The 25,481-nt window shown below is 47.9% G+C and carries 27 protein-coding genes and 2 pseudogenes; 23 read left to right on the top strand and 6 right to left on the bottom strand.

Annotated features, from left to right (window positions below):
* Positions 1 to 601 (bottom strand): IS5-like element ISSpu16 family transposase (locus KV201_RS21370; RefSeq protein WP_226060513.1); only part of this gene is annotated, 601 nt, incomplete at its 3' end.
* A gap of 82 nt (positions 602 to 683) precedes the next feature.
* On the opposite strand from KV201_RS21370, the gene KV201_RS21365 reads away from it, so the two are divergent.
* The 6 genes and pseudogenes from KV201_RS21365 to KV201_RS21340 all read left to right on the top strand — a co-directional run bounded on the left by KV201_RS21365 (position 684) and on the right by KV201_RS21340 (position 4,646).
* Positions 684 to 1,052 carry a DUF4143 domain-containing protein gene (locus KV201_RS21365; protein WP_226060512.1) on the top strand — a complete coding sequence of 123 codons (369 nt, stop codon included), beginning with the start codon at positions 684 to 686 and terminating at the stop codon, positions 1,050 to 1,052.
* A pseudogene (gene merR / locus KV201_RS21360) lies at positions 1,049 to 1,453 on the top strand (Hg(II)-responsive transcriptional regulator). The gene KV201_RS21365 and the pseudogene merR overlap by 4 nt, the downstream one beginning before the upstream one ends.
* 76 nt (positions 1,454 to 1,529) lie before the next feature.
* A complete protein-coding gene (locus KV201_RS21355) occupies positions 1,530 to 1,889 on the top strand; it encodes a mercuric transporter MerT family protein (protein WP_015485718.1) in 360 nt (119 codons plus the stop codon).
* Positions 1,890 to 1,906: 17 nt separating this feature from the next.
* The gene (gene merP / locus KV201_RS21350; protein WP_050660120.1) at positions 1,907 to 2,194 is read left to right on the top strand and encodes a mercury resistance system periplasmic binding protein MerP; all 288 of its coding nucleotides are present in this window, start codon (positions 1,907 to 1,909) and stop codon (positions 2,192 to 2,194) included.
* Positions 2,194 to 2,427 (top strand): GDCCVxC domain-containing (seleno)protein, encoded by a 234-nt coding sequence (locus KV201_RS21345; RefSeq protein ID WP_015485720.1) that lies wholly within the window; start codon positions 2,194 to 2,196, stop codon positions 2,425 to 2,427. Before merP ends, KV201_RS21345 begins: the two co-directional genes overlap by 1 nt.
* Before the next feature lie 230 nt (positions 2,428 to 2,657).
* Positions 2,658 to 4,646, top strand: a complete 1,989-nt coding sequence (locus tag KV201_RS21340; RefSeq protein ID WP_226060511.1) for a cytochrome c/FTR1 family iron permease — start codon at positions 2,658 to 2,660, stop codon at positions 4,644 to 4,646.
* Here KV201_RS21340 and cadR read toward each other — a convergent pair.
* Positions 4,624 to 5,031 (bottom strand): Cd(II)/Pb(II)-responsive transcriptional regulator, encoded by a 408-nt coding sequence (gene cadR / locus KV201_RS21335; protein ID WP_025265560.1) that lies wholly within the window; start codon positions 5,029 to 5,031, stop codon positions 4,624 to 4,626. The two genes, KV201_RS21340 and cadR, sit on opposite strands and share 23 nt — an antisense overlap.
* 77 nt (positions 5,032 to 5,108) lie before the next feature.
* Here cadR and KV201_RS21330 point away from each other — a divergent pair, with 77 nt between their 5' ends.
* The 8 genes from KV201_RS21330 (at position 5,109) to KV201_RS21295 (ending at position 13,206) form a co-directional block, all read left to right on the top strand.
* The gene (locus KV201_RS21330) at positions 5,109 to 6,008 is read left to right on the top strand and encodes a cation transporter (protein WP_011711494.1); all 900 of its coding nucleotides are present in this window, start codon (positions 5,109 to 5,111) and stop codon (positions 6,006 to 6,008) included.
* Between the two features lie 191 nt (positions 6,009 to 6,199).
* A complete protein-coding gene (locus KV201_RS21325) occupies positions 6,200 to 6,556 on the top strand; it encodes a hypothetical protein (protein ID WP_037431561.1) in 357 nt (118 codons plus the stop codon).
* An 83-nt stretch (positions 6,557 to 6,639) separates the two neighbouring features.
* The gene (locus KV201_RS21320) at positions 6,640 to 7,980 is read left to right on the top strand and encodes a TolC family protein (RefSeq protein WP_011711493.1); all 1,341 of its coding nucleotides are present in this window, start codon (positions 6,640 to 6,642) and stop codon (positions 7,978 to 7,980) included.
* Positions 7,977 to 8,918 (top strand): efflux RND transporter periplasmic adaptor subunit, encoded by a 942-nt coding sequence (locus KV201_RS21315; protein WP_011711492.1) that lies wholly within the window; start codon positions 7,977 to 7,979, stop codon positions 8,916 to 8,918. Before KV201_RS21320 ends, KV201_RS21315 begins: the two co-directional genes overlap by 4 nt.
* 74 nt (positions 8,919 to 8,992) lie before the next feature.
* Entirely contained in the window at positions 8,993 to 12,133 is a 3,141-nt protein-coding gene (locus tag KV201_RS21310) for an efflux RND transporter permease subunit (RefSeq protein ID WP_011711491.1), read from the top strand.
* Between the two features lie 77 nt (positions 12,134 to 12,210).
* The gene (locus KV201_RS21305; protein WP_037431672.1) at positions 12,211 to 12,531 is read left to right on the top strand and encodes a P-II family nitrogen regulator; all 321 of its coding nucleotides are present in this window, start codon (positions 12,211 to 12,213) and stop codon (positions 12,529 to 12,531) included.
* A gap of 70 nt (positions 12,532 to 12,601) precedes the next feature.
* Entirely contained in the window at positions 12,602 to 12,877 is a 276-nt protein-coding gene (locus tag KV201_RS21300) for a signal peptidase II (RefSeq protein WP_264175314.1), read from the top strand.
* 41 nt (positions 12,878 to 12,918) lie between these two features.
* On the top strand, positions 12,919 to 13,206 hold the full coding sequence (locus KV201_RS21295) for a hypothetical protein (RefSeq protein WP_011711488.1): 288 nt from the start codon (positions 12,919 to 12,921) through the stop codon (positions 13,204 to 13,206).
* A gap of 298 nt (positions 13,207 to 13,504) precedes the next feature.
* On the opposite strand, the gene KV201_RS21290 is transcribed toward KV201_RS21295, so the two are convergent.
* The 3 genes from KV201_RS21290 to KV201_RS21280 all read right to left on the bottom strand — a co-directional run bounded on the left by KV201_RS21290 (position 13,505) and on the right by KV201_RS21280 (position 15,676).
* On the bottom strand, positions 13,505 to 14,128 hold the full coding sequence (locus tag KV201_RS21290; protein WP_037426031.1) for a hypothetical protein: 624 nt from the start codon (positions 14,126 to 14,128) through the stop codon (positions 13,505 to 13,507).
* Positions 14,129 to 14,144: 16 nt separating this feature from the next.
* Positions 14,145 to 14,348 carry a hypothetical protein gene (locus KV201_RS21285; RefSeq protein WP_037426029.1) on the bottom strand — a complete coding sequence of 68 codons (204 nt, stop codon included), beginning with the start codon at positions 14,346 to 14,348 and terminating at the stop codon, positions 14,145 to 14,147.
* A gap of 179 nt (positions 14,349 to 14,527) precedes the next feature.
* A complete protein-coding gene (locus KV201_RS21280; protein WP_037426024.1) occupies positions 14,528 to 15,676 on the bottom strand; it encodes a GIY-YIG nuclease family protein in 1,149 nt (382 codons plus the stop codon).
* Positions 15,677 to 15,837: 161 nt separating this feature from the next.
* On the opposite strand from KV201_RS21280, the gene KV201_RS21275 reads away from it, so the two are divergent.
* The 8 genes from KV201_RS21275 to KV201_RS21240 all read left to right on the top strand — a co-directional run bounded on the left by KV201_RS21275 (position 15,838) and on the right by KV201_RS21240 (position 22,103).
* The gene (locus tag KV201_RS21275) at positions 15,838 to 16,164 is read left to right on the top strand and encodes a hypothetical protein (RefSeq protein WP_037426021.1); all 327 of its coding nucleotides are present in this window, start codon (positions 15,838 to 15,840) and stop codon (positions 16,162 to 16,164) included.
* Positions 16,165 to 16,404: 240 nt separating this feature from the next.
* The gene (locus tag KV201_RS21270; RefSeq protein WP_226060510.1) at positions 16,405 to 17,316 is read left to right on the top strand and encodes a DNA replication terminus site-binding protein; all 912 of its coding nucleotides are present in this window, start codon (positions 16,405 to 16,407) and stop codon (positions 17,314 to 17,316) included.
* Positions 17,317 to 17,410: 94 nt separating this feature from the next.
* Complete coding sequence (locus tag KV201_RS21265; RefSeq protein WP_226060509.1) at positions 17,411 to 18,013, top strand: DUF2913 family protein; 603 nt, start codon at positions 17,411 to 17,413, stop codon at positions 18,011 to 18,013.
* Positions 18,014 to 18,042: 29 nt separating this feature from the next.
* A complete protein-coding gene (locus tag KV201_RS21260; RefSeq protein WP_226060508.1) occupies positions 18,043 to 18,453 on the top strand; it encodes a hypothetical protein in 411 nt (136 codons plus the stop codon).
* 809 nt (positions 18,454 to 19,262) lie between these two features.
* Positions 19,263 to 19,712: a DUF2057 family protein gene (locus tag KV201_RS21255; RefSeq protein ID WP_041413283.1), complete on the top strand. Its 450-nt coding sequence runs from the start codon at positions 19,263 to 19,265 to the stop codon at positions 19,710 to 19,712.
* A gap of 398 nt (positions 19,713 to 20,110) precedes the next feature.
* Positions 20,111 to 21,337, top strand: a complete 1,227-nt coding sequence (locus KV201_RS21250; protein WP_226060507.1) for an OprD family outer membrane porin — start codon at positions 20,111 to 20,113, stop codon at positions 21,335 to 21,337.
* A 105-nt stretch (positions 21,338 to 21,442) separates the two neighbouring features.
* Positions 21,443 to 21,640 (top strand): FadR/GntR family transcriptional regulator, encoded by a 198-nt coding sequence (locus KV201_RS21245; protein ID WP_226060506.1) that lies wholly within the window; start codon positions 21,443 to 21,445, stop codon positions 21,638 to 21,640.
* A 208-nt stretch (positions 21,641 to 21,848) separates the two neighbouring features.
* Positions 21,849 to 22,103, top strand: coding sequence for an FCD domain-containing protein (locus tag KV201_RS21240; protein WP_226060505.1), 255 nt, complete (start codon positions 21,849 to 21,851; stop codon positions 22,101 to 22,103).
* A 20-nt stretch (positions 22,104 to 22,123) separates the two neighbouring features.
* Here the strand turns inward: KV201_RS21240 and KV201_RS21235 are convergent.
* Positions 22,124 to 23,732 (bottom strand): annotated as a pseudogene (locus KV201_RS21235) (IS1634 family transposase).
* A gap of 310 nt (positions 23,733 to 24,042) precedes the next feature.
* Between KV201_RS21235 and KV201_RS21230 the strand changes: the two are divergent.
* Positions 24,043 to 25,481: heavy metal translocating P-type ATPase (locus KV201_RS21230; RefSeq protein ID WP_226060504.1), on the top strand; the 1,439-nt coding region annotated here is incomplete at its 3' end.

Raw genomic sequence — 25,481 nt, 5'->3', positions numbered from 1 at the left:
ATTTTTTGGTGTCATAAGCACCGTCAGCTGACACTTGTTTTACCTTGCGCCTTAGTGGGTTTAATAACGTTGGGAGAACCTCACTATCTGCCACACTCTCTAAACTGACTTCGGCTGCGATGACTTCATGTGTGGCCGCATCTATCGCAAGGTGCAACTTACGCCAAGTTCGGCGTTTTTCCTTACCATGTTTACGCATTTTCCATTCACCTTCGCCATATACTTTCAGTCCTGTGGCATCGACAACTAAGTGAGCAATCGCGCCTCGGCAAGGGGGGCGGTAGTTAACTTTGACTGTCTTTGCCCGCTTGCTGATGCAGCTGTAACCAGGTGAAGTTAATTGCAGACTCATCAAACTAAACACTGAGTTGAGAAAACCTTCTAGTGCTCGCAAGGGGAGATTAAACAAACCTTTGAGCATTAAGGCGGTTTCTATCGCCGTGTCACTGTATTGAAATCCCCGACCTCGACCACCATGGTGTTCAGTGTGACACCAGAGGTTGAGCGCGTGCTCGTCTATCCAAAAAGTCAGTGAGCCTCGGTTGGTCAACGCCTTGTTATATTCCGGCCAATTGGTAATGCGAGATTTAGATTTGCCCATCTGATAGCGGTTCCTGCGTGGTATTCACAGGATCTGATCGCATCTGAGACGGAAGGTTCATTCATTTAGGCAACAACGCCCCGTGCGGGGCCTCAATCGGGAGCGCCTGCTGAAACAGCCAGGTGATTTTGGGTTGGTGCTGGAATCCTTCGTCTACAACGAATTGCGCAAACAGGCGGTGTGGATCGAGGAGCCCTTGAACTTCTACCACTACCGTGACAAGGACAAGGTGGAGGTCGATGTGATCATTGAAAACGCCATGGGCGATTGTTTTGCCATTGAAGTCAAAGCGGCGGCAACCTTGAGCACGAAAGATTTTACCGGCTTGAAACGCTTTCAAAGTGTGGCCGGCAAGCGCTTTAAAATCGGTGTCCTGCTCTACGATGGCGATCATACGACGGCTTTTGGTGACAATCTCTTTGCTGTCCCGCTGGGAGCGCTCTGGTCATGAACGAAAACCACACCATTGGCCAGCTGGCCAAGACAGCAGGTGTCAACGTCGAAACCATCCGCTACTACGAACGCCGTGGTTTGATCCGTCAACCACCCAAACCCGCAGAGGGATACCGTACCTAACCAAACGCAACCTTGGCTCGGATTTTATTCATCAAACGTGCCCAGGAACTGGGTTTTACGCTGGAGGAGATCAACAACCTGCTGTCATTGGGCGAGTCGCATTGCTCGGAAGTCCAGGAGCTGGCCGAAGCAAAGCTGGCCAGCGTGCGTGAAAAAATTAACGATCTACACCGCCTGCAACAGGTGTTGGAAGAGCTCGTCACACAGTGCCGGACCAATCCTGACAATGCGGCATGTCCTATTGTTGAATCCCTCCAACCTGCTCCTCGTCAATAAAAGGCATTGGACTTGACTCCGTACCTTGGTACGGGACTTACACTGATTTCACTAGGTCAATAAAGTGGAGTCGGCGATGGCAGGAAAAGAGTCATTCACCAACACAAGGCTACCTATCATCGGTGGCATTACCGCTGCCACCGTCGCCAGCCTGTGTTGTGTTGGGCCTTTTGTGCTCCTGTCACTGGGTATCAGCGGGGCCTGGATTGGTAACCTGACTGTATTGGAGCCCTACCGTCCCGTATTCATCATGCTTGTTATGTTGTTGCTCGGTTGGGCTGGCTGGCAGGTTTATCGACCGGTCGATACCTGTGAACCGGGAACCGTCTGCGCTGTGCCGCAAACTCGGAAACGGCGGCAAATGGTTTTCTGGATCGCTGCAATCGTGGCGCTGGTGCTCGTCACCAGCACCTACTGGATTCCTCTGTTCGCATGAACACTCTGGAGCTAACCATGCAGAAAATCATTCTCGGTCTCGTATTCACCATCGCCAGCTTCTCGGCCTGGGCCAAGCCACAAACCATCACGCTGGATCTGCCAACCATGAACTGTGCCATGTGCCCGATCACGGTCAAAAAGGCACTCACCAAGGTCCAAGGCGTAACAAAAGCCGAGGTCAGTTATGAGCATAAGCAAGCCGTAGTAACCTTTGAGGATTCCCTGACCAACGCTGACAGATTGGTCGAAGCGACCACCCATGCCGGTTATCCATCGACCATCGTGAAAACGGAAACACCATGATGCCAGAGGTGATTTTGCAGTCAGTGCTGACTTGTCCCGAATGCGGCCATAAAAAAACAGAATCCATGCCCACCGACGCGTGTCAGTGGTTCTACGAGTGTGAGCAGTGCCATGTTTTATTGAAGCCGAAGCTCGGTGACTGCTGTGTCTACTGTTCCTATGGCTCGGTACCATGCCCGCCGATACAGTTGTCACAGGGCAATAAAGACACAGGAACCTGTTGCGGCGGTTAAGTGGACCTCGCAAATCTGCATGTCACTCACCCGGTTAAGTCGATGATTTTCCAGTATCAATCCACCTTCAATGATCTCTGTAAGATTAAGGAGCGAGCCTTGGTAAGGCCTCTCTATCAAAACGGTTTCCAACCGACTGTAATTTTTACTTCTCTTGACTCTATAGCGGCTATAGAGTTTACAATTGCGATCAATAATCATTAGCGATTCATGAATAAGAGAACACCGAGATGTTTGATTGCAGATTGCAACGCCTGAAACGAGCCACCCTTCATGCCATCATATTTCTGATGCTGCCACTTTCTCTATCTGCCGGGGCGAATGAAGCTGAGATCCCAGACAACGTTACTCAACTCCGGCAACTGGCACAGCTCGCTGAATACATAGGCGTTGATTATGCCGAAGCGGTGAAAAACGGTCAGGTAATTAATGACAATGAATATCAGGAGATGGTGGAGTTTTCACAACTGATTGTTAGCAAGAGCTCGCTGGCCGCCACTGCTGATGCAGAGTCACTCGCAGTGCAAGCAATGGCATTGCAGAGGGCCATCCATGATAAGAAAGGTGTTGATGAGATCCGTCAAATGAGTGCCAGCCTACGCGGCACATTGTTGGGATTGATGCCACATTTATCCCTGCCGGAACGGATATTACCTCAAGAAAAAATCCGGCCGGTATTTGAGACTAACTGCGGATCTTGCCATGGAGTATCTGGTCAAGGTGACGGAGTGCTGGCAGCACAACTCGATCCCGCACCCACGGACTTTACCGATAAAGAGCGGGCATTAAATCGATCAATTTTGGGTTTATACGACGCCATTACCAATGGCATTGACGACACCGCCATGCCATCTTTTCAACAACTAACGGAGCAAGAGCGTTGGTCAATGGCATTCTATGTCGGTGGACTCGCTTTTCAATCCAGCGAACCTACTCACAATGATTTGAATATTACCAAACTGCAGCTGATTAATCACAACCCACTGCAACTGGCAGCAGCACGCCCTGATATAACCCTACAAGCTTTGGAGAGTTTACGCGCTAACCCCTCGGCATTATTCAAGGCATCCCAAGATCCCTTGGCAATCACATGGAATCGACTTCAAGCCGCCCAAAAAGCGCATCAGAAGGGAGATTTTTCAACCGCAAGTGAACTCGCCGTCAGTGCTTATCTGGACGGTTTTGAACTGATTGAAAACAGCCTCGATGCGCATGACAAAGCACTGCGCCAATCCATCGAGTCCAACATGATGGCACTACGACAATTGACCAGCCGCCCCGACGTAAACGGAGAATTGGGTGTGCTAATGGCGGAGACGCGGCATTTGTTGGATGACGCACAACGTTTGTTATCAGAGTCCACCTTGTCCGAAGGAACTTTATTCACTGCTAGTCTGGTCATATTGTTGCGCGAAGGCCTGGAGGCATTGCTGGTTATCATTGCCTTAACGACGGTTTTGATAAGAACCGGGCGTCGGGATGCGCTTAAATATGTCCACATAGGCTGGATTGCGGCATTACTTGCCGGTGGTGCCACCTGGATCGCCGCTCAATCGTTGATCACGATCAGTGGTGCCAATCGTGAAATCATGGAGGGAATTGCCGCTTTATTGGCCGCGTTGGTACTGCTCTATGTTGGGATCTGGATGCATAGCAAAACCCAGGCTGCACAATGGCAAGCCTACATTCAGCAACATGTCGATACCCAACTTAAGTCTGGCACCTTGTGGGGGCTGGTGGCGTTGGCATTTGTGGCGGTTTACCGGGAGGTGTTTGAAACCGTATTATTTTATCAATCGCTGTTAACGCAGGCGGTATCAACCCAATATTCTTCTGTTGGTGGTGGCTTTGCGCTCGGTTTGTTGCTGTTAGCCATATTGGCGTGGGTGTTGATTCGCTTTTCCGTCAAGCTGCCGATCGCCAAATTCTTTTCAGCCACCACCTACTTGCTGCTAGCGCTGGCATTTGTCCTGATGGGCAAAGCTGTGTCGGCATTACAGGAGGCGGCCATCATCGGTATGACGCCATTACCTGTGAGTTTTGAGATTGACTGGATTGGCGTCAAATCCACCTGGCAAGGCGTGCTTGCGCAACTTTCGGTACTTCTGGTTTACCTGGTATTTTTAATACTATCCAAATCAAAACGCGCAACATCACCGCCGATAACACAGGCGTCCGATTTCAAGCGCGTAAGTGTTACCGCTTCTGATGCTGATTAGTGGTTAACGTTTGCAAGATGCCGCACTGTTCGATCGTCCTTTCACTGGAGCAGCTGCGGCGAAGTACTTTCAAATGCTCGCGCAGCTGAACCAGCTCCTGAATGCGCGTTTCCACTTGTTGAATGTGCGTATCCATCATGCGATTGACTTGATCACATTGCGCACCCGGTGAGCGTTTTAATGTGAGTAGCTGGCGGATCTCGGACAAACTGAGATCCAGGTTACGGCAGAGCTTGATAAATAGCAGCTGTTCGACAGCAGCTTCATCGTAAAGTCGAAAATTGCCGTCACTACGCTGTGTCGTGCACAGCAACTGTTCTTTTTCATAGTAACGGATAGTTTGCACCGAGCAATCCGTCTTTTTTGCCAGCTCGCCAATCTTCATTTATTCAATCTCTGTGCTTGACTCTATAGTAACTATAGAGTTTAAACTGCCCACCTTGGATAGAACAAGGGTTTTTTATGACGACCACATGCGGTGGCAATTGCCAAAATAACGCGACGGAGAACACTCCCCAAATTGCCGAAGTACACGACGCTTCTCATGGCGGCTTTGTTAGTGAGTATCATGTCCCCAAGATGGACTGTCCTTCAGAGGAAGGCATGATCCGTATGGCGTTGGACAGTGTGCATCCTAAAGTCACATTGGAATTCGATACCCCCAAGCGCAAGGTGAGTGTCTACCATGGTGATAACGCTGACCTTATTAAAAAAAGAATGCAATCAGTCGGTCTGGGCGCGAGACTTGTCAGTACAATGCCCGTCGCCAGCGAGTCCATCGCCCGTGCGCAGGCGTCTGCAAAACAGGAGGCAGAAAGAGAAGCTGGCATTCTCAAGTGGCTACTGGCAATCAATGGCATCATGTTTGTCATTGAAATTACTGTCGGCTGGTGGGCGCAATCCACTGGTTTGATTGCGGACTCCCTGGATATGTTCGCTGATGCCGCCGTCTACGGCGTGGCGCTGTATGCCGTAGGGCACAGTGTGCGGATGAAGTTGCGTGCAGCCCATTTTTCCGGTTGGCTTCAGATCATTCTCGCCTTGGGCGCTTTGGGCGAGGTGGTAAGGCGATTAGTATTGGGTAGTGAACCGGTTTCCACTTTGATGATGAGCTTCGGGCTTGTTGCCTTGGCGGCCAATGTGACCTGTCTGCTGTTGATTGCCAAAAGCCGGGATAGCGGCGCCCATATGAAAGCCAGCTGGATTTTCTCCGCCAATGACGTGATTGCCAATCTAGGGGTGATCCTTGCCGGTGGATTGGTGGCCTGGACGGGCTCACGTTATCCAGACTTGGTGATTGGCCTTATCATCGGTTTGATTGTGTTGAATGGTGCGCGCCGTATCTTGCAGCTCAAGTCCTGAGCCGAGCACAATATGAACAACAAGCAATGGTCTTTTTTTGATAACTCGCCAATAAAAATCCTCGACCTGGCTCGCTTTGATAAGCGGATAACAGGTAAACGAAAGGCGCTGGGACAATCGGGGATTGAATCCGTAATCAAGGGTGGACTGCTTCGCAGTTTATTCCATTTCATTGGGGTTATGTTCGGTTTATGAGTCGAAAAGCACTGTCTTATCTGCTGTTACTCTTGATTGCACTGCAATCAGTGACAGCTATGGCTGACGTGCATCCCATTAATTATTCGGATACAGCCCCTTATTCCTCTGATTTCATCGATGGCTCATCATCGGGAGTACTGGATAGCTCGACCGCTACTGATCCCACTGATCAGAATATGTCCACTGACTGCCTGTTTCATTGCCATCACCATGGCTGCCATTGCCATGTCTATTTATCCGGTAACCTGACTCACCCAAACTTTTTGCATAAACATTCGTTGCATAACGACTCTCAAGCCCTCATTCCCGAGGCCCCATCCTCGTCGCTGTACCGCCCTCCAATCGCCTGATTTTACCGATTATGTTTTTTCTGTGTTGCCGTTATCGTTGCAGCGCGCGGTTTGAATTATCTTAAATAAGTAGGATCTACCATATGCTATCAATACGTACTGCGCCGGGTTCTGGCGCTTTGGGGCGGAGGAATATCAAAAGCCGATGTATTCTGTTCAGTTTATTATTTTTCATTTCTTCGTCGGGGCTTAGCGCCGAGCCTGGGGACTCAACGATCACGCTGACCAATGCGGTGCAGCGCGCCTTGTCACAAAACCCGTCTTTGAAAGTTTTTCCCTACCGCTACGCAGCCCTTCAAGGGCAGGCCGAAACAGCCGGGTTAAGACCGGCGTATGAGCTGGGATTTGACGCTGAAAATGTCGGGGGCACTGGGGACTTCAGCGGCGCAAGTGGTGCTGAACTCACCATTGCGCTGTCTTCGGTCATCGAAATGGGGGATAAGCGCGCGGCACGGCAAGGCGTAATCTCCCACAGTCGGTCGGTGCTCAATGCCAGCCGACAGGTGGAATCCTTGGCCTTATTGGGCGAAGTCACCCGCCGTTACGTCGATGTGCTAGCGGCACAGGAGCAGGTCACCCTGGCTGGCGAGGCCGCCCAGTTGGCGAGCGAGAGCTTACGCATTGTGAAAAAGCGGGCTACGGCGGGAGCGACACCCGAGGCGGAAGTCAAACGGGCACAGGCCGCTGCCGAGCAAGCGAAGCTCGCTTTGCTTTCGGAGCAGCAACGGCTTGCTTATTTGAAAGTGTCGTTGTCTGCCCTGTGGGGGGTAACCTCACCGGACTTTGACAAAGTGGAAGGTGATCTATTCCAGTTTGGCGAGGACGTGGCATTCGACCTGTTGTACGCCAAAGTTGAAAAAAATCCTGCGATAGAAGTATTCGCAGCAGAGTCCCGCCTCAAAGAAGCAGAAATACGCCTTGCTCAAACCCAATCCAGTGCCGATATCAGTTGGTCGGTGGGGGTTCGTCGCTTGCAGGAAACCGATGACACCGCGTTGGTAGCGGGTTTCAGCATGCCGTTGTTTTCCGGCAAGCGAAATGTCGGCGCCGTTTCGACCGCGTTGGCCGAAAAAAATCAGGTGTTGGCAGAGCGCGATGTAATGCTGCTGGATCTACACACGCAACTGTTCCGGGCTTTTCACAACCGCAAACAAGCCATTGTCGCGGTAGAGGCACTGCGCACCGCCATCATTCCCGCCCTTGAGCAGGCCCTGGTAGAAACTCAGGCGGCCTATCAACGCGGTCGCTACGGGTATCTCGACTATGTCAGCGCGCGGCAGGAATTATTGAGCGCCAGGCGCACCCAGATCGAAGCGGCCGCAGCCGCCTTAACCTATGGTGCAGAAATTGAGCAGCTAACAGCAGAGCCCTTGGCCTTGACACAGTATGGCGAAGACAACACATTTTCAGGAACCCCACAATGAAATCAAATACCCAGTTAAAAAAATCATTTATCCGTCTAATTACGTGTTGCTTTGCGATCACCCTGTTGTCTGGACAAACTTTCGCCGAGACGGGTCACGGAGAAGAGGAAGAGCACGGTGAAGAAGGCCACGTCGAGCTGACCCAGGAGCAGATAAAACATGCCGGCATTACGCTGGCAACCGTTACCTCGGGCAGCATCCGCGATGTTTTGCCAGTATATGGCGTCGTCGCCACCAACGCAGAGCGTGTACAGTCGGTAACGGCACGCTTCGACGGCGTTATTCGGGAAGTTAAAAAAAGTGTTGGTGATCCGGTTCGCAAAGGCGAACCCCTGGTGACTGTGGAAGCGAATGAAAGTCTGAAAACCTATTCGATAGTATCCGCACTCAATGGTGCCGTTACCCAGCGGAATGCAAACGCTGGCGAGCACACTACGGATATCCCGTTGTTGGTAGTACAGGATTTCTCAACGGTTTGGGTGGAGCTGTCGGTTTTTCCCAAGGATGTTGCTCAGGTTGAATTAGGCCAGCGGGTTCGCATTCTCAGTCTCGATTCGACCCATATCGCAGAGGGAAAAATCATCTATATTGCGCCGCTTGGCCAAACTGGTAATCAGGCCATTATGGCGCGCGCTTTGATCGACAACCCGAATGGCATTTGGAAACCCGGTCTCTTTGTCAACGCGCAAATCACCCGCGCCGAAATAGCCGCTCCAATGGTGATCCGCAACGAAGCCTTGCAAATCGTCGAGGATAACCCTGTCGTTTTTGTTCGGGGTGAGGAAGGTTTTGAAGCACGTACAGTGACTTTGGGGCGAACCGACGGTGAGCTAACCGAAGTGGTGGCAGGTCTGTCCGCAGATGAAGTGTATGTCAGCAAAAACAGTTTTATTTTGAAAGCGGAATTGGGTAAAGGGGAGGTTGGCGATGATGATTAATAGCTCCCTGAAAGACATTCTGGATTCCATCGGCCGGAGCAGCATTCTATCGCCGCTCAACGAAGGAGTGTGTGATGATCGATAAACTCATTCAATTTTCCATCGCACGCCGCTGGCTGGTGATGTTTCTGGTGCTGGTAACGGGCGCCCTGGGTGTCTGGAACTATCAGCAGCTACCCATTGACGCGGTACCCGATATCACCAATGTCCAGGTGCAAATCAATACAGAAGCCCCAGGCTACTCACCGCTGGAAGTGGAGCAACGCATTACCTACCTGGTAGAACTGGCGATCACGGGGTTGCCCTATGTTGAGAGTACCCGTTCGATATCACGCTATGCCCTGTCTCAGGTGACCGTGGTGTTTGAAAAAGGCACGGACATTTACTTTGCCCGCAATCTTATCAACGAGCGCTTGCAGCAGGCGAAAAGCGAGATGCCTTCGGGAATCGATCCGGCGATGGGACCCGTTGCCACAGGCCTCGGTGAAATCTTTCACTATGCGGTGCATGCGAAACCGGGCGCCTTGATGGAAAATGGTGAGCCGTATGATGCGACGGCCTTACGCACCTTGCAGGATTGGGTGATACGTCCGCAATTGCGCCTGGTTCCAGGTGTTACCGAAGTCAATACCATTGGCGGCTTTGAAAAGCAGTTCCACGTCACCCCGGAACCGTCAAAACTGCTGGCCTACCAGCTCAGCTTCGACGATCTGGTGGCGGCATTGGAGAAAAACAACGCCAACATCGGTGCCGGATATATCGAAAAAAATGGCGAACAATACCTGATTCGTGCCCCCGGACAGGTAGCTGACATCCCGGCGATCGAAAAAATCATCGTCGCTCGTCGAGCCGGGTTACCCATTACCGTGGCTGATGTGGCCGAGGTCGGATTCGGCAAAGAGTTGCGCACAGGTGCCGCTACTCGCGATGGTGAGGAGACTGTATTGGGTACCGCCGTCATGCTGCTGGGAGGTAATAGTCGGACGGTTTCCCAGGATGTGTCGGCCAAGTTGTTGGAGATCAATAAGACGCTGCCCGAGGGCGTGATTGCCGAACCGGTTTATAACCGTACGGTACTGGTCGATAAAACCATTGCCACGGTGCAGGCCAACCTGGCCGAAGGTGCGGTATTGGTTGTCGTCGTGCTCCTGATCATGCTCGGCAACGTCCGGGCGGCCTTACTCACCGCAATGGTGATTCCATTGTCGATGTTGATGTTGATGACGGGCATGGTGCAAACCAAGGTCAGCGCCAATCTGATGAGTTTGGGCGCACTCGATTTTGGCTTGATTGTGGATGGTGCGGTGATCATTGTCGAAAACTGTATCATGCGCTTGGCTGGGCGACAGCATCATCTTGGGCGCACCTTAAAACTGGATGAGCGTTTTCAAACGGTGTTTGCGGCCACCCGCGAGGTTTTTGCGCCGAGTTTGATCAGCGTGTTAGTGGTGATTCTGGTGAACTTACCCATCCTGGCTTTGACGGGCGTGGAAGGCAAAATGTTTACGCCCATGGCTATGGCGGTGATCATGGCCTTGCTGTCTGCGTTGGTGCTGTCACTCACCTTCGTCCCTGCCGCCGTGGCGCTGTTTATGACGGGGCATATCGAGGAGAAGGACAATTTTATTGTTCGCCACTCCAAACGGTTTTACGCCCCGGTTTTGGCGTGGGCGCTAAAGTTTCGCGTTCTCGTATTGTCTGCGGCCCTGATCTTTGTGGTTTTGGTCGGCGCACTGGCCACGCGGATGGGGACGGAATTTATCCCTAATCTGGATGAGGGCGATATTGCCGTCCAGGCACTGCGAATACCCGGCACCAGTCTCACTCAATCCCTGGATATGCAGTTTCAACTGGAAAAAGCGGTTCTGGAAATCCCTGAAGTCAAAACCTACTTCGCGCGCGTCGGCACGGCCGAAGTTGCCAGTGACCCCATGGGGCCCAACATTTCCGATGGCTATGTCATGCTCAGGGATCGCAGTGAATGGCCCGATCCTGATAAAACCAAAGCGCAGCTGTTGGAAGAAATTGGTGAGAAACTGACGTTGTTGCCGGGAAATGCCTATGAGATCAGCCAGCCGATCCAACTGCGCTTCAATGAATTGATTTCTGGTGTGCGATCAGACCTCGGGATCAAGGTGTTCGGCGATGATTTGGACCAGCTGCTTAAATCGGGCAGCGAAATCGCGGCGGTATTGACTGGCATCGAGGGCGCCGAAGGTGTCAAGGTCGAACAGGTATCCGGTTTGCCTATTCTGTCCATTAATGCTGATCGTTCAGCTATGTATCGTTATGGCTTGAATGTCGCCGATGTGCAGGACGTAGTCGCCGCCGCCACGGGCGGTGAGGAGGCTGGCCTGATCTTTGAAGGCGATCAACGTTTCTCGATAGTGGTGCGAGTGGCCGAGGGCATAAGGGGCGACTTGCGCGCGTTGGAACGTTTGCCGATACCGCTGCCAGAGGGCGGCTACGTACCGCTGCGGGAAGTGGCCAGTCTCACGCTGGCCCCTGGACCTAATCAGATCTCTCGCGAAAACGGCAAGCGGCGACTGGTTGTCAGCGCGAACGTTCGCGGTCGTGATTTGGGTGGTTTTGTGGCTGAAGTTCAGGGCAAAGTTGCGCAACAGGTGAAATTGCCGCCCGGCTATTGGCTGGAGTATGGAGGCACCTTTGAGCAACTGCAATCGGCCTCGCAGCGGTTAAGCCTGCTTGTCCCCGTCACTTTGGTGATGATTTTTGCACTGTTGATGATGACCTTTGGTTCGGCAAAAGATGCGGCATTGGTCTTCAGTGGCGTACCGCTGGCGCTGACCGGTGGCGTTATCGCCTTGTGGTTAAGAGATATTCCCCTCTCGATCACAGCCGGCGTTGGGTTTATTACCTTATGCGGGGTTTCTGTACTGACGGGGGTCATGATGGTGTCGGCCTTTCGAGATGAGCTCAATCGGGGTGAATCCGTCGAGCAGGCGATTCAGGGCGGCGCCATGTTGAGATTGCGGCCGATTTTGATGGTCGCTCTGGTGGCTGCATTAGGCTTCTTGCCGATGGCACTCAACACCAGCACTGGAGCAGAAGTCCAAAGACCACTGGCCACGGTAGTCATCGGCGGCATTATCTCATCCACGTTACTCACTCTATTGGTACTTCCCGGCCTTTATCGACTGGCTTGGCGAAAGCCAAAAGAGATTGATGACAACGGCGTTCCGATCGCTCAGTGACACCCTCAGGATCGCGGCAAGCATCCTCTTGCCGCGATCCATCTAACAGTAATAGCGAATTTTTTTGGAGTATTTACATGAAACAAATTACCGCCTTTATCCACCACGTTCGATCCGCTGATGTCATCGACGCACTGCGTGACGCGGGTTACAAAAACCTATCGCTACTCGACATCAAGGGTACTTTGAAGCCCCTCGGGGAGCGGGAATTGGCCTATTCTGCCGAAGCTGGCGTGGTTATCTCAGAAGTCCAATTATCACTGGTCTGTGATGACAATCAGGTGGATGAGGTGACGACCATCATTCGCAAAACCGGGAAAATCGGACCCAACATATCCGGTTGGGTATACGTCACCCCTGTCGAGCAAGCGCTACCGATTGGAGGAAAAGAAAATTAACTTCATGGCGAACTCTAACCCGACAAACACCTTTTGTGGTTGGCTGTGTCTTTCCGGTTTGATATTACTGATGGACCAGGCGAGTAAGTATGCCGTTGAGCGTACGATAGAGTACGGTGAGCGCGTGGAGATTAACTCAATTCTTAATATCGTACACATGATGAATCCTGGGGCTGCATTCAGCTTGCTAGCTGATGCTGGTGGCTGGCAACGCTATTTCTTTATTGCATTAGCCTCTGGCGTATCGGTTTGGTTGGTTTGGACAATGCGGCGGCGTCCAACCCGGCTTGAAGCGGCGAGCTATTCGACATCAACGCGCAGTTACAACGAAATGCCGATGAATTAAAACGGGCCAATGCGGCGCTAAATAGCGACTTGAACGCAAAGATGGAAGATATCCAGAACCTGGAACACGAGTATGAAGAAGCCGTGACAAGGTGCCGGGAATACCAGCATAAAAATGAGCAATTGTCGGAAAACATGGCCGCGCTCACCACTCAGAAAGCAGATGTCGATAAGCAAGTGGCCGTGTTATCCCACGCACTGGAGACCACCAAAGCCGAACTGAAAACCGCCCAGGATAAAGTGGCATTTCTGACCGATGAGAATAAGGTGATTCTTCAGGAAAAAGCAGTGATCCAAGGGCAGTTTAAACAGCTTCAAAGTTCGCTATAACGATTTAATGGATGTGTTTTGATCGTCTGGCTGCAAATGCAGAAATCGTTGCCAGCCCCTAAACGAGCAAACTTGGCAAATTTGTCGGTTCTTCCACAAGACCCTGCAGGCCAAGGAGAAGCATCGATTCGACCAACGTCAGGTGGAAAAAGAATATTGATATTCCTACATATTATCAATGTGTTATAGGTTTTGTGGCTAAATTCAACGCTTTTACCGGCCGAATGCAGCCGAACCTCAAATACAGGGATTAACGGCTATCAAACGAAAACCTACGGTTACGAGGGTGCCACAGGATTCAAAACCGTAGGTTTTCGTTCAAATGCCCCCGCTGGTCCAATAAGCACAGTGCCATGATAGAGCTGAGCAAATTCAAAAGAGGGGTGTAACTGAGCGGCAGGGCTCCAATCACAAAACACAGACAGTACAGAGCAATATAGCTGTTATTCAAATCAAACTTGCTTGGAACGGCATTAGCCACGACTGAAGAAGTGAAATACATCCAGATTCCAAACCGCAACGGTTCATCAACGGCGAAATTATAAAGTGCAGACCAGTCAATGGTGGCTGGCGCCTGGAATAACCAATTAAGTATGCACACAACAGCACATCCGCCGAAAAGCGGGGCTATTCCGACGAATAAACGTAACACAGGGCTAATTAATGATGGTCGGTGCTGGTACTGCACAAAGCCAAGTGTGCCGTCAGGCTGTGGTGAGAAAAAGGATATTTTGGTAATGGTAAACCGAAACAGAATTGCAGTAAGAGCATGACTGAGTTCATGGACAAATACACCCGGGGCCGCATAAAGACGAAACAACAAACCACGCCCAATGGTGGAAAATAACCTGTCGCGCAATAGCGATAATAACGTTAAGGTTACCCCTAAACTAATTACGGCTAACCAGCCTTCATTTGCCATAAGTGGTTACTTAAGCTTAGTCAATACTGTTAGAGATCTCCATCTCTCTAATGCTGTATGCATGGGCGATGTCGGCGCGCTCATCGGCGTTTTTGGCATCTGCCTCCAAGCGCTCAACCATCACCTCCAGTGTTTCCATTTGCTTGGCACGGCGTAAGCGCAATACATAGGTTTTCACTGTGTCACTAGCACTATTGAAGTTGAACATCTCACGTAACATTGTTTCGTCCCGAGCAAAAGATTTCCAAATGTAATTCTGGGGAAGACATTAACACCAAATGATAATTCCCAATATAACCGATGCCAAAATAATTCAATTTAGACCATCATGCAAACTAGGGGGAAGGAATAAGCAAGAGCACGGAGTACACCTGATAATTCCGTTAAACTCTGACGCGCTTATTCTGGCGTTTCCTTGGATATAACTTGTTTAACTCGCTTCACCGTCGAGGTGCTATTAAATGTCATTCTGGCGATTTTCTCTTGAGAGAGATTGCCTGCCTCTAACAGATCAATCACATATTGATACTGCTTGCGCCATTCCTCGCTGCCGACCTTGGTTGTTCCCTTGGGGCGCCCGAAACTGCTACCACTTTCTACAGTCTGCTTAATCCCTTTGCGTACCGCGTCTAATCGCTTGGGTTCGTAACGCCAACGCCCAGATGCAATAAAGCGCTCGTCCTTATCGAAGGGGGCTAAGTCATTGGCTGCGCGGGTGAATGCCGCCTTAAGCTGTTTCAATGCTGACGCATCGAGGCTCAGATATTCTTGATGTTTTCCTATCTCTCTCTTTGATAGCCGGTATCGATACAATACATACTGCTCCAGATAACCGCCGTTAGGGATTAACCGCAATACTTTGGCGCAGATGCCCTGGTTAAAGTGGGCTTTCATCTCGGATTCAACTTCAGCTAGTCTCACGTCTACCTCACGACGAGTCCGGCCCACCTTATAAATCACTTCACCATTGTCTAGGGTTAACTCAAATAAGTAGGTGGTGGCTACCATCAGCTGTTGTTGGCGCCAAGCCTCAATCTCAAAGTGTGCTCGATGTAGTTCGTTGTTAGCCACTAACTGCGATTTTCTATGTATCCGGGCTGTGAGTTGGCGGCGAAACCAGTTGCTGAATTTACTCAGCGATAGTTGGCCGGTGATGATTAACGCGGCATCGGTCAGTCGATATTTACCCGTGTAACTGTCGGTCTCAATAAGATTGTGCTTTAACAGATCACGAACATGCTTAGGTTCATACCAAAATACTTCCCCAGGATGGGCTTCGGCGTAATTCTGTAAGACATTAACAAGGAAATCCGGCACGCAGAGGTGAAAGTGATCCCAGCCTGGTATTTGTGGCAGCTGTTGCAGTGACTCATGGCAAGTCTCACCGTCGTGGCGAAAGTGATGCACCTTAAAATTCCCTTTTGCGGCGATAAGCGGCACCTGACAGAAGGGGCAGGTTAAGTCAGATTTACCGCGTTTAACCGCATCGATACCGATTAACTCTCCGTCTGCGGCTTTACCTATGGTTAGAAAGGCATTGGAAGGCATACTTAATTGACCTAGTAGAATCCTATTTAAATATAGCTCAAATAAGTATGGTGTCCAATCCTTCTCAATTCAGTAAACAATATCATTTACAGCGGTCTAATTGCGCTGAAGATTAAAGAGGATTATTGTGAGGTATCAACATTCTTTGGAGATAGCGCAAGATGGATGAACTAAAAGAGCAAGAAAGGGCTTGGGCGCTGTTTCAAAAGTATAATTCTTCATCGGAAGTCGCCAAAGAAATGGGATGCACAGTAAGTGACGTTTTTCGATTAATTCAACCTGCTCATAATAGAATGAGAAGAGAAGTGAATGAGATGGCTGCCGAATTAACGAAAGATAATCGCCACCTCCGAAATTGCATCAAGCAAGGATGCAATGGAAAACTCCACCCCCCAACAGCTGGCCAACAACACTTTGTCTGCGACCTGTGCCAGACACACTTTCGATTAGATATCACCCAGAATACCACACCCGATCCACTTCAATAACCGAATCAAATCTTCAGTCATGGAATAGGTTTATTTATATCTTTTTCAATAGCCTATGCTTGATTTGGCAAATATTTCCAAGATCACGGCGCCCCTAGGCTTATCTAAAATATCTCTTTCATTTTCTTGAATATGGCCATCACCACTCGATATGCACGAGTAACTATCTATCAAGGTACTCAGAGGGTGGGGGTGTACACCTATCTTTGTTAGTCAACAACATTGCATGATGGACTAAAAGTGGTTACAGTAAGACAGCAACAGAAATACTTTAAGGTGATGGCTTTGTGTATCATATCGGATAGCTATGAAGTGATCCAATCCTCATTGCAGGAGCTCAATCACCTGCTTGATTCGAATACCCCTGTCCGTGCCAGCGTGACACCTGTACCGCCCGTCATGAAATCGGCTGAGAAAGTGCGCGAGCCGGTGACGGTGATTTCGGTACGCGAAACACTGGGTCTGGCTGCAGTAACGAATGCCAAACTCGCTTACGGTGATTTACACATTCATCCTGATTACTCGCAGCGCTCAGCTCGTAGGACGCCTGGGGTGCTTTGGTACTCCACATCGCCGTTAGTCACTAACAAAGTTATGGATGTCATTGCCCGGATTAACTTGGCTAAAACGGCCATCGAGAAGGAAATCACCACCAAGTACAGCACCCGTGCTGACAGATTTGAGAAACTACGCGAGGTTTGCCCTGGTGTCATGGCGTTACATATCTATCGCCAAATCCGATGCTTTGACGAACCCATGACCTCGGCGCGGTTCAGCTGGTTATGCAAAGATGTGGTGTCGAAGGTCGATAAGGACAAATTGCTTGAGCGACTGAACGCGGATATTAAGCGCCTTGGCGATGAATGCCCAAGTCAGCTATTGCTGTTAAAGCAGAACATCTTGAGCACCCCAGAAGCTATGATTCGGGCGCGTCGGGATATTCAACCGCAGCCAGTGGCCAATCTCATGATTAACGGGAAGGTGAAAACGGTTACCGCTACGATGCCGCTTATCGTATTGCAAAATGAGCCGTTGGAGATCAAGCCGCTCACTACGTTTGATGCTTCAGTTAAGCGCGGTACTCGTGCCGATAAGCAAGCAGTTACGCCACTGGGATCCTTTAATGGCTCCAGCTATGAAGCAAGGAATTAAAGACCGCAAACGGAGAGTGACCCCCTCAATTTTTGCGTAATTTTCACGAAGTAATACAGTGCCTAAAGCAATTTAATTTGAAAGGTTTAAAAAGATGAACAGTTACGAAGAGCAGCTTAAGACAGTGTTTCGCTCTGCTCAGATGCACCTCTATCTCACCTGCGCAGAATCAGGCCGATTTGTTCCTGTTCAGCGCCGCAATGAGATTTTGATTAAAAGGTTAAAGCCATTTGTCGATGACAAGGCTTGCCGTGAAATTAAGAGTCATGTTAAGCGTGTCATCCTGCTTGGGCGCCAAGGGCAGGACATGGAAGCCTGCATTAATCAAATGTTATCGGTTATCAACAGCTCCAGTGTCAAATACGACAGGATGATGGCGCTCGCTGAATGGTTGGTCACTGCGATTGATGCTATCAAAGAGCCAATCCAATTCAGCACCAGTGAACAACCTGTGACAGTGGATCACAATGCCTGCGAGATACGTTTTAACCGAGTGCAGATTGAGAATTGCTTCAATGAAGATGGCCAACAAATAGCTCCGATGATGATTAACTATCGCTACACTTCAGAGGACAATTTAATTGCACTTAAGAAGGTGTTTAACTCAGATTATCAATTGATTGAATGTGTGGTTTTAACAAACAACACTGCAGACATTTTTATCATCGATAGCGCTCATTGGATGGATGCTCAATAGTGCAAAAATAGCTGAAAGGTAATCTCGCTATGATTCAATTATCCTCTCTTACCTTACATGATGTTGTACGCAACTTATCCGGCTTAGGCTTCTTTTGGGCGTTGTGGATGATGTTCCCTTATCGACATGATCACGCAATACCTCTACTTCGGTCTGGCGCCGCTATAGCTTTGATGGCTGCTGGGTTGTATAGGCTAAGTGATACAGGGCTTGTTGAGTTTAACACCCCTGCTTTTCTGGCGCTGGCCACATTACTGGTCACTACTAAAATGGATAATACCAATACATTTCCGGCGATGGTTATTCAGAACGTGTTTCTTGGTAGCACGTTAATTTCGTTATTTATTTATGGCATTGGAACCGTAGTTATCACCTGCACTTCGGCGGCGATTTTCTTGTATATCCTCAACAAAGCAATGCCGGAAGACATTCACAATTAATATAGCGTGTGATATTTTCCAAATGTGTAAATCTTTGGACATAACTCTATGAATCCTTTGTGTGTTTATATAATAGTTTGATATTTTTTGGCTCTTTTGGTGAATGTGCGGATTAAGAGTTAGCACATTTTTGCCCCAATGTGAGTTTCGGGCCTCGCTGGACGCGGCGAACCTCGTGTTCCTTTGACCAAATTTTTGTAATGGGTTATACGATTAACAACATATTAAATATCTATTGGTTATTAATCTAAAAACAAAACATTGATATTGATCAATCAATATCTAATTAGCTCATTTACTTGTTGAAAGATTTATCTGAAATGTGTCATTTTTTTAGCTAACTCTAGCAACAGTATAGATAGCGTTAAATATGCGTAATTTGCTGTTAATAATGACATTGATAATGATGCTAACCGGCCAGGCAATTGCTCCTAGGCTGGCTTTTGCTATGCCAATGTCACAGCAAACTACTGAAACTGCACAAATGCACAAAGCCCATTCTTCGATGAAGTGTTGCCAAGGGGATATGGGCTGTAAATGCGATATGAATAAGAGTCACTGCGGTCAATCAGGACAGTGTTCTAGTCACTGTAATAATTTGGTATCGGTGATCGCACCAATTAATTTACTTCCAATCGAGCCATCTGTAACACAAGAGATTTTTGGTTCTACTTGGAGCAATCGTTCCATAACTGTAGGTGTTCAAACCCCTCCGCCAAACATCCAGTAATTTTATTTAAAACAATAGTCTGATAAGCAAAATGCTTTGAACCAAGATGTTGTGTTATTTAAATTCTGGAGAAACAGTTATGTTCTCAAAAACTACTCTTGCAGCCATTGCTGCGTCATCTCTGTCGATGTTATTTTTCATTGCGCCGCCATCACAGGCCGCTCAAGTCTCATTCTCTGACGAACTAGAGCTGCTTAATGTGGACGGACATTCCAATAACAACATTGATAGTTCACTAGAGTTATCGCCAGGTTCACATGTATTGGTTGTGCGGTATAGAGATTTATTTGAGGGTGTAAATGCTGATGACCCATCCACGTGGGTAAAATCACAACCTCTTTTTCTACAACTAGTGATTGATTCAAACCAAATCACACTAGCTCCTCCGCAGTTAGATGATGTGAATGCCGCCAACTCATATTTAAAGCAACCATATCTAACAGTTACGCCAGATGTCGGCGCGAATAAAGAGCTAATACTACAGCCGATGACAAGTGTTATCGCTAACGTTCTGTCAGCCAAAGATTAATTTTGAAAGAGTTATCGAGGCTCAGCGTTACATTGATATCACGTTTCGTCGTTTGAAATAGATATTAGCCAATTTTGCGCTAACACCTGCGTTGTTGAAGTGCTCCTCAACTCCAGTGGTTATTGCAATCTTAGCAAAGGACTCTGCATCGGCTGTTATTGGGTGAATTAACAATAGGTGACATGGCTATTGGCTTCCTGGCAACAGCCATATTACGTTCACCTATTGTCGTAACGTTGTTGCCTCATTTTCTCTTTCATGGAGTCACTTCGTATCTAACACGTTAACTATTTAGTAGCGACAGTAGATATGAGGTGAATATGACTGCACTGGCTAGATGCATTTGGTGTGGGACCAAGCTAGGCCATTGTAAAGTGACTAAAATCGTAGAAGGGTAAATGATGAGTAATAAAAAACTATCCGTATTAGCGCTAGGTTTAATTTGCAGCACTTCAGCTTTTGCAAATGAAACAGCTTCCAGCTTTGATAAGTGGTTCTCAGAAGGAAGTGTTCATGGTGCGATGAAATCATATTACTTTGCTCAAACATTTGATAAGGAGGGCAGCCACGACAGCCAAATCTGGGCGAATGGTGGCAACATTGCTTTTAATACTGCTGAACTTAATGGGTTTGAACTCGGAGGTGAGTTCCAAGGATCCTATATAAACAGCCGGAATGACCGAGATGGAAAAACAGCGGGCAATATGGACGCTGATGGCGCCATTTTGTCTGAATCATACTTGAAGTACACCTTGGGGGATACAATCTTCAAAGGGGGAAGACAACATTTTTCATCTCCTTTTGTCGCCGATTCTGATTCGAGGCTCATCAAGGAGTCGTTTGAAATGTATCAGATCCGCAATAAGAGTCTATTAAACACTGAGATTTCAGCAGGATATGTAACTAAATATCAAACGCGAACAGACAAATCATATTACGCAGATAATGACTTTGTTGAGTTTGAACAAAACGGAACAGGTCGTCCGGGGGAGTTTTATGATATTGGTGACAGCGGCATGTGGTTTGCGCAGGTTAATACATCGCCATCAAAAAAAATTAAAATTCAGGCCTCATATGCTGATGTCATTGGTGAGGTGAAAGCATTATACGCTGATGTGAAATACACGTTACCCATCCCGTTAAAAAGCTATATTGCGGCACAGTTCTATACTAATTCTTGGGATAACCCTGACTTCGCCAATAATAACTTATTTGGTATTAAATTTGGCGCAAATCATAACAACTTTGAATTTTTTGCTGCATATACAACAGTGAGTGGTTCAGAAGGAGAGCATCGTGTCTTTAGAGGCATTGGACAAGGTGCGTATTATCAATTTACCACAACCACAAAAACAGCTGGTGTTAACGCCTTCGAGGCTGGAACTGACTCATATCAGCTCGGTGTTGGATATAAATACAATCAATTGGATGGGAAATTAAGATTCACTTCGTTTAATAACCCAGAAGTAGGTAAAGACCTTGATGAATGGACATTAAACTTGGTTTATGGTTTTTCCGGTGATTTTAAAAACTGCCTTGTTTCAGTTGACTTTTCAGTGTTGGACTATGAGAACAATGATAATGATGCTACCGATTTAAGGGCTAAGTTTATTTATAAGTTTTAATCTTTAATTATTCAACCAACTCATATTTGAGTTGGTTGAATTTCATAATTTTTGAATTTTATCATTGTTATAAAAACAGAAATAAACACCATTGAGGGAAAGCGGATGTTAACGAAATTCAAGTCAGTTGAACAGATAAAAGCATCCAACAATATTTATGGTCAGTTAAGTACAGCCATTTTTGATGGCCGCTATATTGCAGGGCAAAAGCTTCCATCGGAAAGTGAATTAATTCGTTGCTTCAATGTGAGCAGAACAACGATAAGGGAAGCAATAAAAGGACTAGAGGAGTCGCTTAGTTGATATTAAACGTGGCGCAACGGGGGGAGCCTTTGTTAGACCGGTTACATTTGAACGGGTTGAGTCTGCGTGTAATGAGCTGTTTAGCGCCGGGAAATTTTCTTTTTTCGAGTTACAGTATGCGCTGCTACTCATTGGGCAAATGATTGCTCGTATAGCTGCGCACAATTGCACAAGTAAAGATGTTGAAAATCTAAGGATAATTGCTTCAATGAAGCATATATCTTGTCAAGTATTAACAGAGCAAATAGCGGGCTTAACAAACAATCGCTTTTTGACAGGCTTATTTCAATCATTGGTGCAAGTCGCTACAGCTAATGTAAAAGAAGAGCGTCATTCTTACACTATATCAATGCAGTTCAATACCAAAGGATTAGAGCTTATTGAGGCCATAGCCCAGAGAGATGAAAACATGGCCGAAATGGCAATGAGCCAGATGTTAAGGTCTTACTTTGACGATAGATAATCCGACATTCCGCACCTAATTCAGGAATAAACTGCCTCGTAGAGGCTACCTAACCGTTTTAAAAGCCGAGTTTGATGTTCTTGAAGCCCTGTGATGAATCGTTGGCCATTGATTTCCAAGATATCTATACCTTCAAACTTCAAGAACACCCAGCGTGCCGTCGGCTTTGTCGTCGGTTTGTTGCTTACCATGCTCGGGAAAAACGCTTCGGTTTGGGTGAGTTGTTCTCTGATTTTGTGCTCTAAGCTGGCGTAAACAAGCAAGCTCAGCGTCATTATCATCAGCAATGCTTCAATACGCTGTGGTTTTTTCAAGAATATTGAAGAAGTTAGGAACTCCGGACTTTTTAGAAAACGAAACCCGCGCTCGACTTTTTGTTGCGATTTGTAGTGCTTGAGAAGGGCTTCCATTGTTAGCGCTTCGCTGGCGATGTCATTCGTTGCAAGGATGAACATGCCGACTTTAAGTTTTGCCAACTTTACTTTTTCTAGGTAGGTAAATGGTCGCGCCTCGATGAAATATTGATATCCAGTCGGTTTTTCGTTTTTCTTTGGGCGACCAGGACTCGAGTAAGTCGGCGTTTTGATGATAATGGTTTGTTCAAATCCCAGTAGCTGGCATTGCTTCTTGAAGGTGTTGAATGCCAATGTTGCGTCGGCATCGCAAGCGAAGGGGAGCTTGCTTATTTTATCTAACGCTTTGAGTTCGTTAGCGACGTTTTTCTCTAAGTTTTTGTAGAAGGTGATTTCTTCTCGCTTTGTCGCTTGCTCACTGTGAACGAGCAACCAGCGTTGAGTCACCTTGCCGTAGTCCGAATCTATCCAGCACCCTGAGTAGCCGTTGCCCATCGAGCTTAATTGCTCTGGCTCTAAGGCAAGCAAAGCTTGCTTTGCCAGTTTGATGGTCATCGGCACTCGGGTAATGAACTTTTGCTGTTGTTTATCTAGCGAGGCGATGCTCTCTTCTGTGTACAACGCGGCATCAGCGATAAAGTAACGGCTATTTTGTGCCGCTTTTAGACAATGAATATGATGGCGAGTGACTTCGGCGAATGCTTTGGCATCATTGGTGTTACCACTGAGCGCTTGCATATAAACCGGAAGGCCAGCTTGGTTTTCACAAATGAGCTCAAGCACCACTTGATTGAGCTCTGGACGGTGGTCTCGGCTATAACCTTTCACAAGCTGGATCACATTGGTCTCTTCATCTTGCGCATACTTGCCATCAACGTGAAAGCTCGTGATATCCAGATGAACAGCGTCCGTAGTCAGGCCGAGTTTATCAACAACGCGCTGTGCAATAACTTGATAGAGCGCGGAGACATCGGCTTCGTACAGGGCATCCAAGGTGCGACCTAGCACGTCATCGGTCAGGTGATGTGCATCAATATCTTTGGCGAGCAATTTAGACACGGGCTTGGTCTTAAAAAAGTCAGAGAACATGTGAAGCGTTCTGCTGTGAAAGCCGAGTCCATTAAGGATCATGGCCAATACAGCGTCACCATGAGAAACATGGTGGTCGGAATACTTAGGAATGACCGCATCTATCATCTGTGGCAGGCCGATTTCATGACAAAAAGCGGCAATGAGGCCAAGGTGATCCAAGCTTAATAATAGGTTGAGTCGACATATTTTGAGACCGTCAAATAACAGTAATAGATCAAAACTGTCGTTCGCGGTCAAGATGGTATCGTCTTTTTCACTGAGAAATGATCACTGGATCACACTATTTTAATTATTAAATTAGGTGCGGAATGACGGATAATAAGGTTTTGATAAGGAAGCGTTTCGATATGAATAAGTAATAAGGTGTTTGGCATGGCATATATGTAGCCCAATTTAAAAAGCACCTAAACTTATAACTGATAGGTAAGCCTCTATTGAAGAAGCTTTGCTGAATAAGTCATTAGTTCATGTTGACCAGTTGGAGGCGCAGCATTATGAGTTCTAAAAATTCGGGGGCTACCAACGTTGCTTCTCGTGACGGTGGTAAATCTACAAGGTGTCATGAGCATCATGCACACAAGGCGTTTCATCACGAGCAGACTGATGTTGTGGAACTCATTATTGAGGGGGCAAGCTGCGCCAGTTGTGTAGGAAAAATTGAATCTGCACTCAAGAATGTTCCAGGCGTGCAAAACGCCGTGATGAATTTCGCGCAAAGGACGGTAAGTGTCACGGGAGCGGCTCAGGCTGATGTGTTAGTGAAAGCGGTGGATAAAGCGGGCTACCACGCTAAGCTCGCATTGGCTGAGCGCGAAGATGACGTGCTGGTAGAAAAGGAGCGAGCAGACAGAGCTTACTACAAACGGCTAATGCGTGAGATGACGATAGCGTTATCTATAGGGGGGCCTTTGATGATTTATGGCCTCTTCGTCGGTGATATGACGGTAAGCTCGGCTGAAGAGAGATTTGTGTGGCTAGTTGTTGGATTACTGACCCTTGGCGTAATGGTGTTTTCTGGTAAACACTTTTATATGGGCGCTTGGCAGTCTTTTAAAAATCATTCAGCCAATATGGACACCCTGATTGCTTTAGGTACGGGAACCGCATGGATCTACTCCATGGTCGTTGTATTCATCCCTGATGTTGTCCCAGAGATGGCGCGCCATGTTTATTTTGAAGCTACCGCCATGATTATTGGTTTGATTGACTTAGGGCTGGCATTGGAGTTACGAGCTCGCGGACGAACCTCTGAAGCAATTAAACGTCTCATTGGTTTGCAAGCCAAGACTGCCAGAGTAATTCGCAATGAAAAAGAAGTAGATATCGCCATCGAACAGGTGTTAATGGATGATGTTGTGCGTGTTCGCCCCGGAGAAAAAGTCCCTGTTGATGGTGAAGTTATTGAAGGCTACACAGCCATTGATGAATCCATGTTAACAGGTGAACCTATGCCAGTAGAAAAAGCCGTCGGCGACATGGTGGCGGCAGGTACCATTAATAAAAATGGAGCCATTTTGTTTAGGACCACCCGTATTGGAAAGGACACGGCATTGGCGCAGATTATCAATATGGTCAAACGTGCACAAAATTCCAAACCGTCTATTGGTCGTTTGGCGGATGTAATTGCAGCTTATTTTGTGCCCGTGGTGATGATTGTTGCAGTTAGCAGTGCATTGATTTGGCTTAACTTTGGCCCAAATCCGACGGTAGCCTATGCCATCGTATCTGCTACCACCGTACTCATTATCGCTTGCCCTTGTGCCTTGGGACTCGCAACGCCTATGTCAGTTATGGTGGGCGTTGGAAAAGCTGCCGAGGTCGGAGTGTTGATCCGCAATGGTGAGGCGTTGCAAACCGCTTCGAAAATATCGGCAATGATTCTGGACAAGACTGGGACCATCACTTTGGGGACTCCCAAGGTTACAGATGTGTT

Source organism: Shewanella sp. SR1 (assembly GCF_020447145.1).
GTDB lineage: Bacteria > Pseudomonadota > Gammaproteobacteria > Enterobacterales > Shewanellaceae > Shewanella > Shewanella baltica.
The sequence above is the reverse complement of the archived record's forward strand: the minus strand, read 5'-3'. Positions and strand labels throughout refer to the sequence as shown.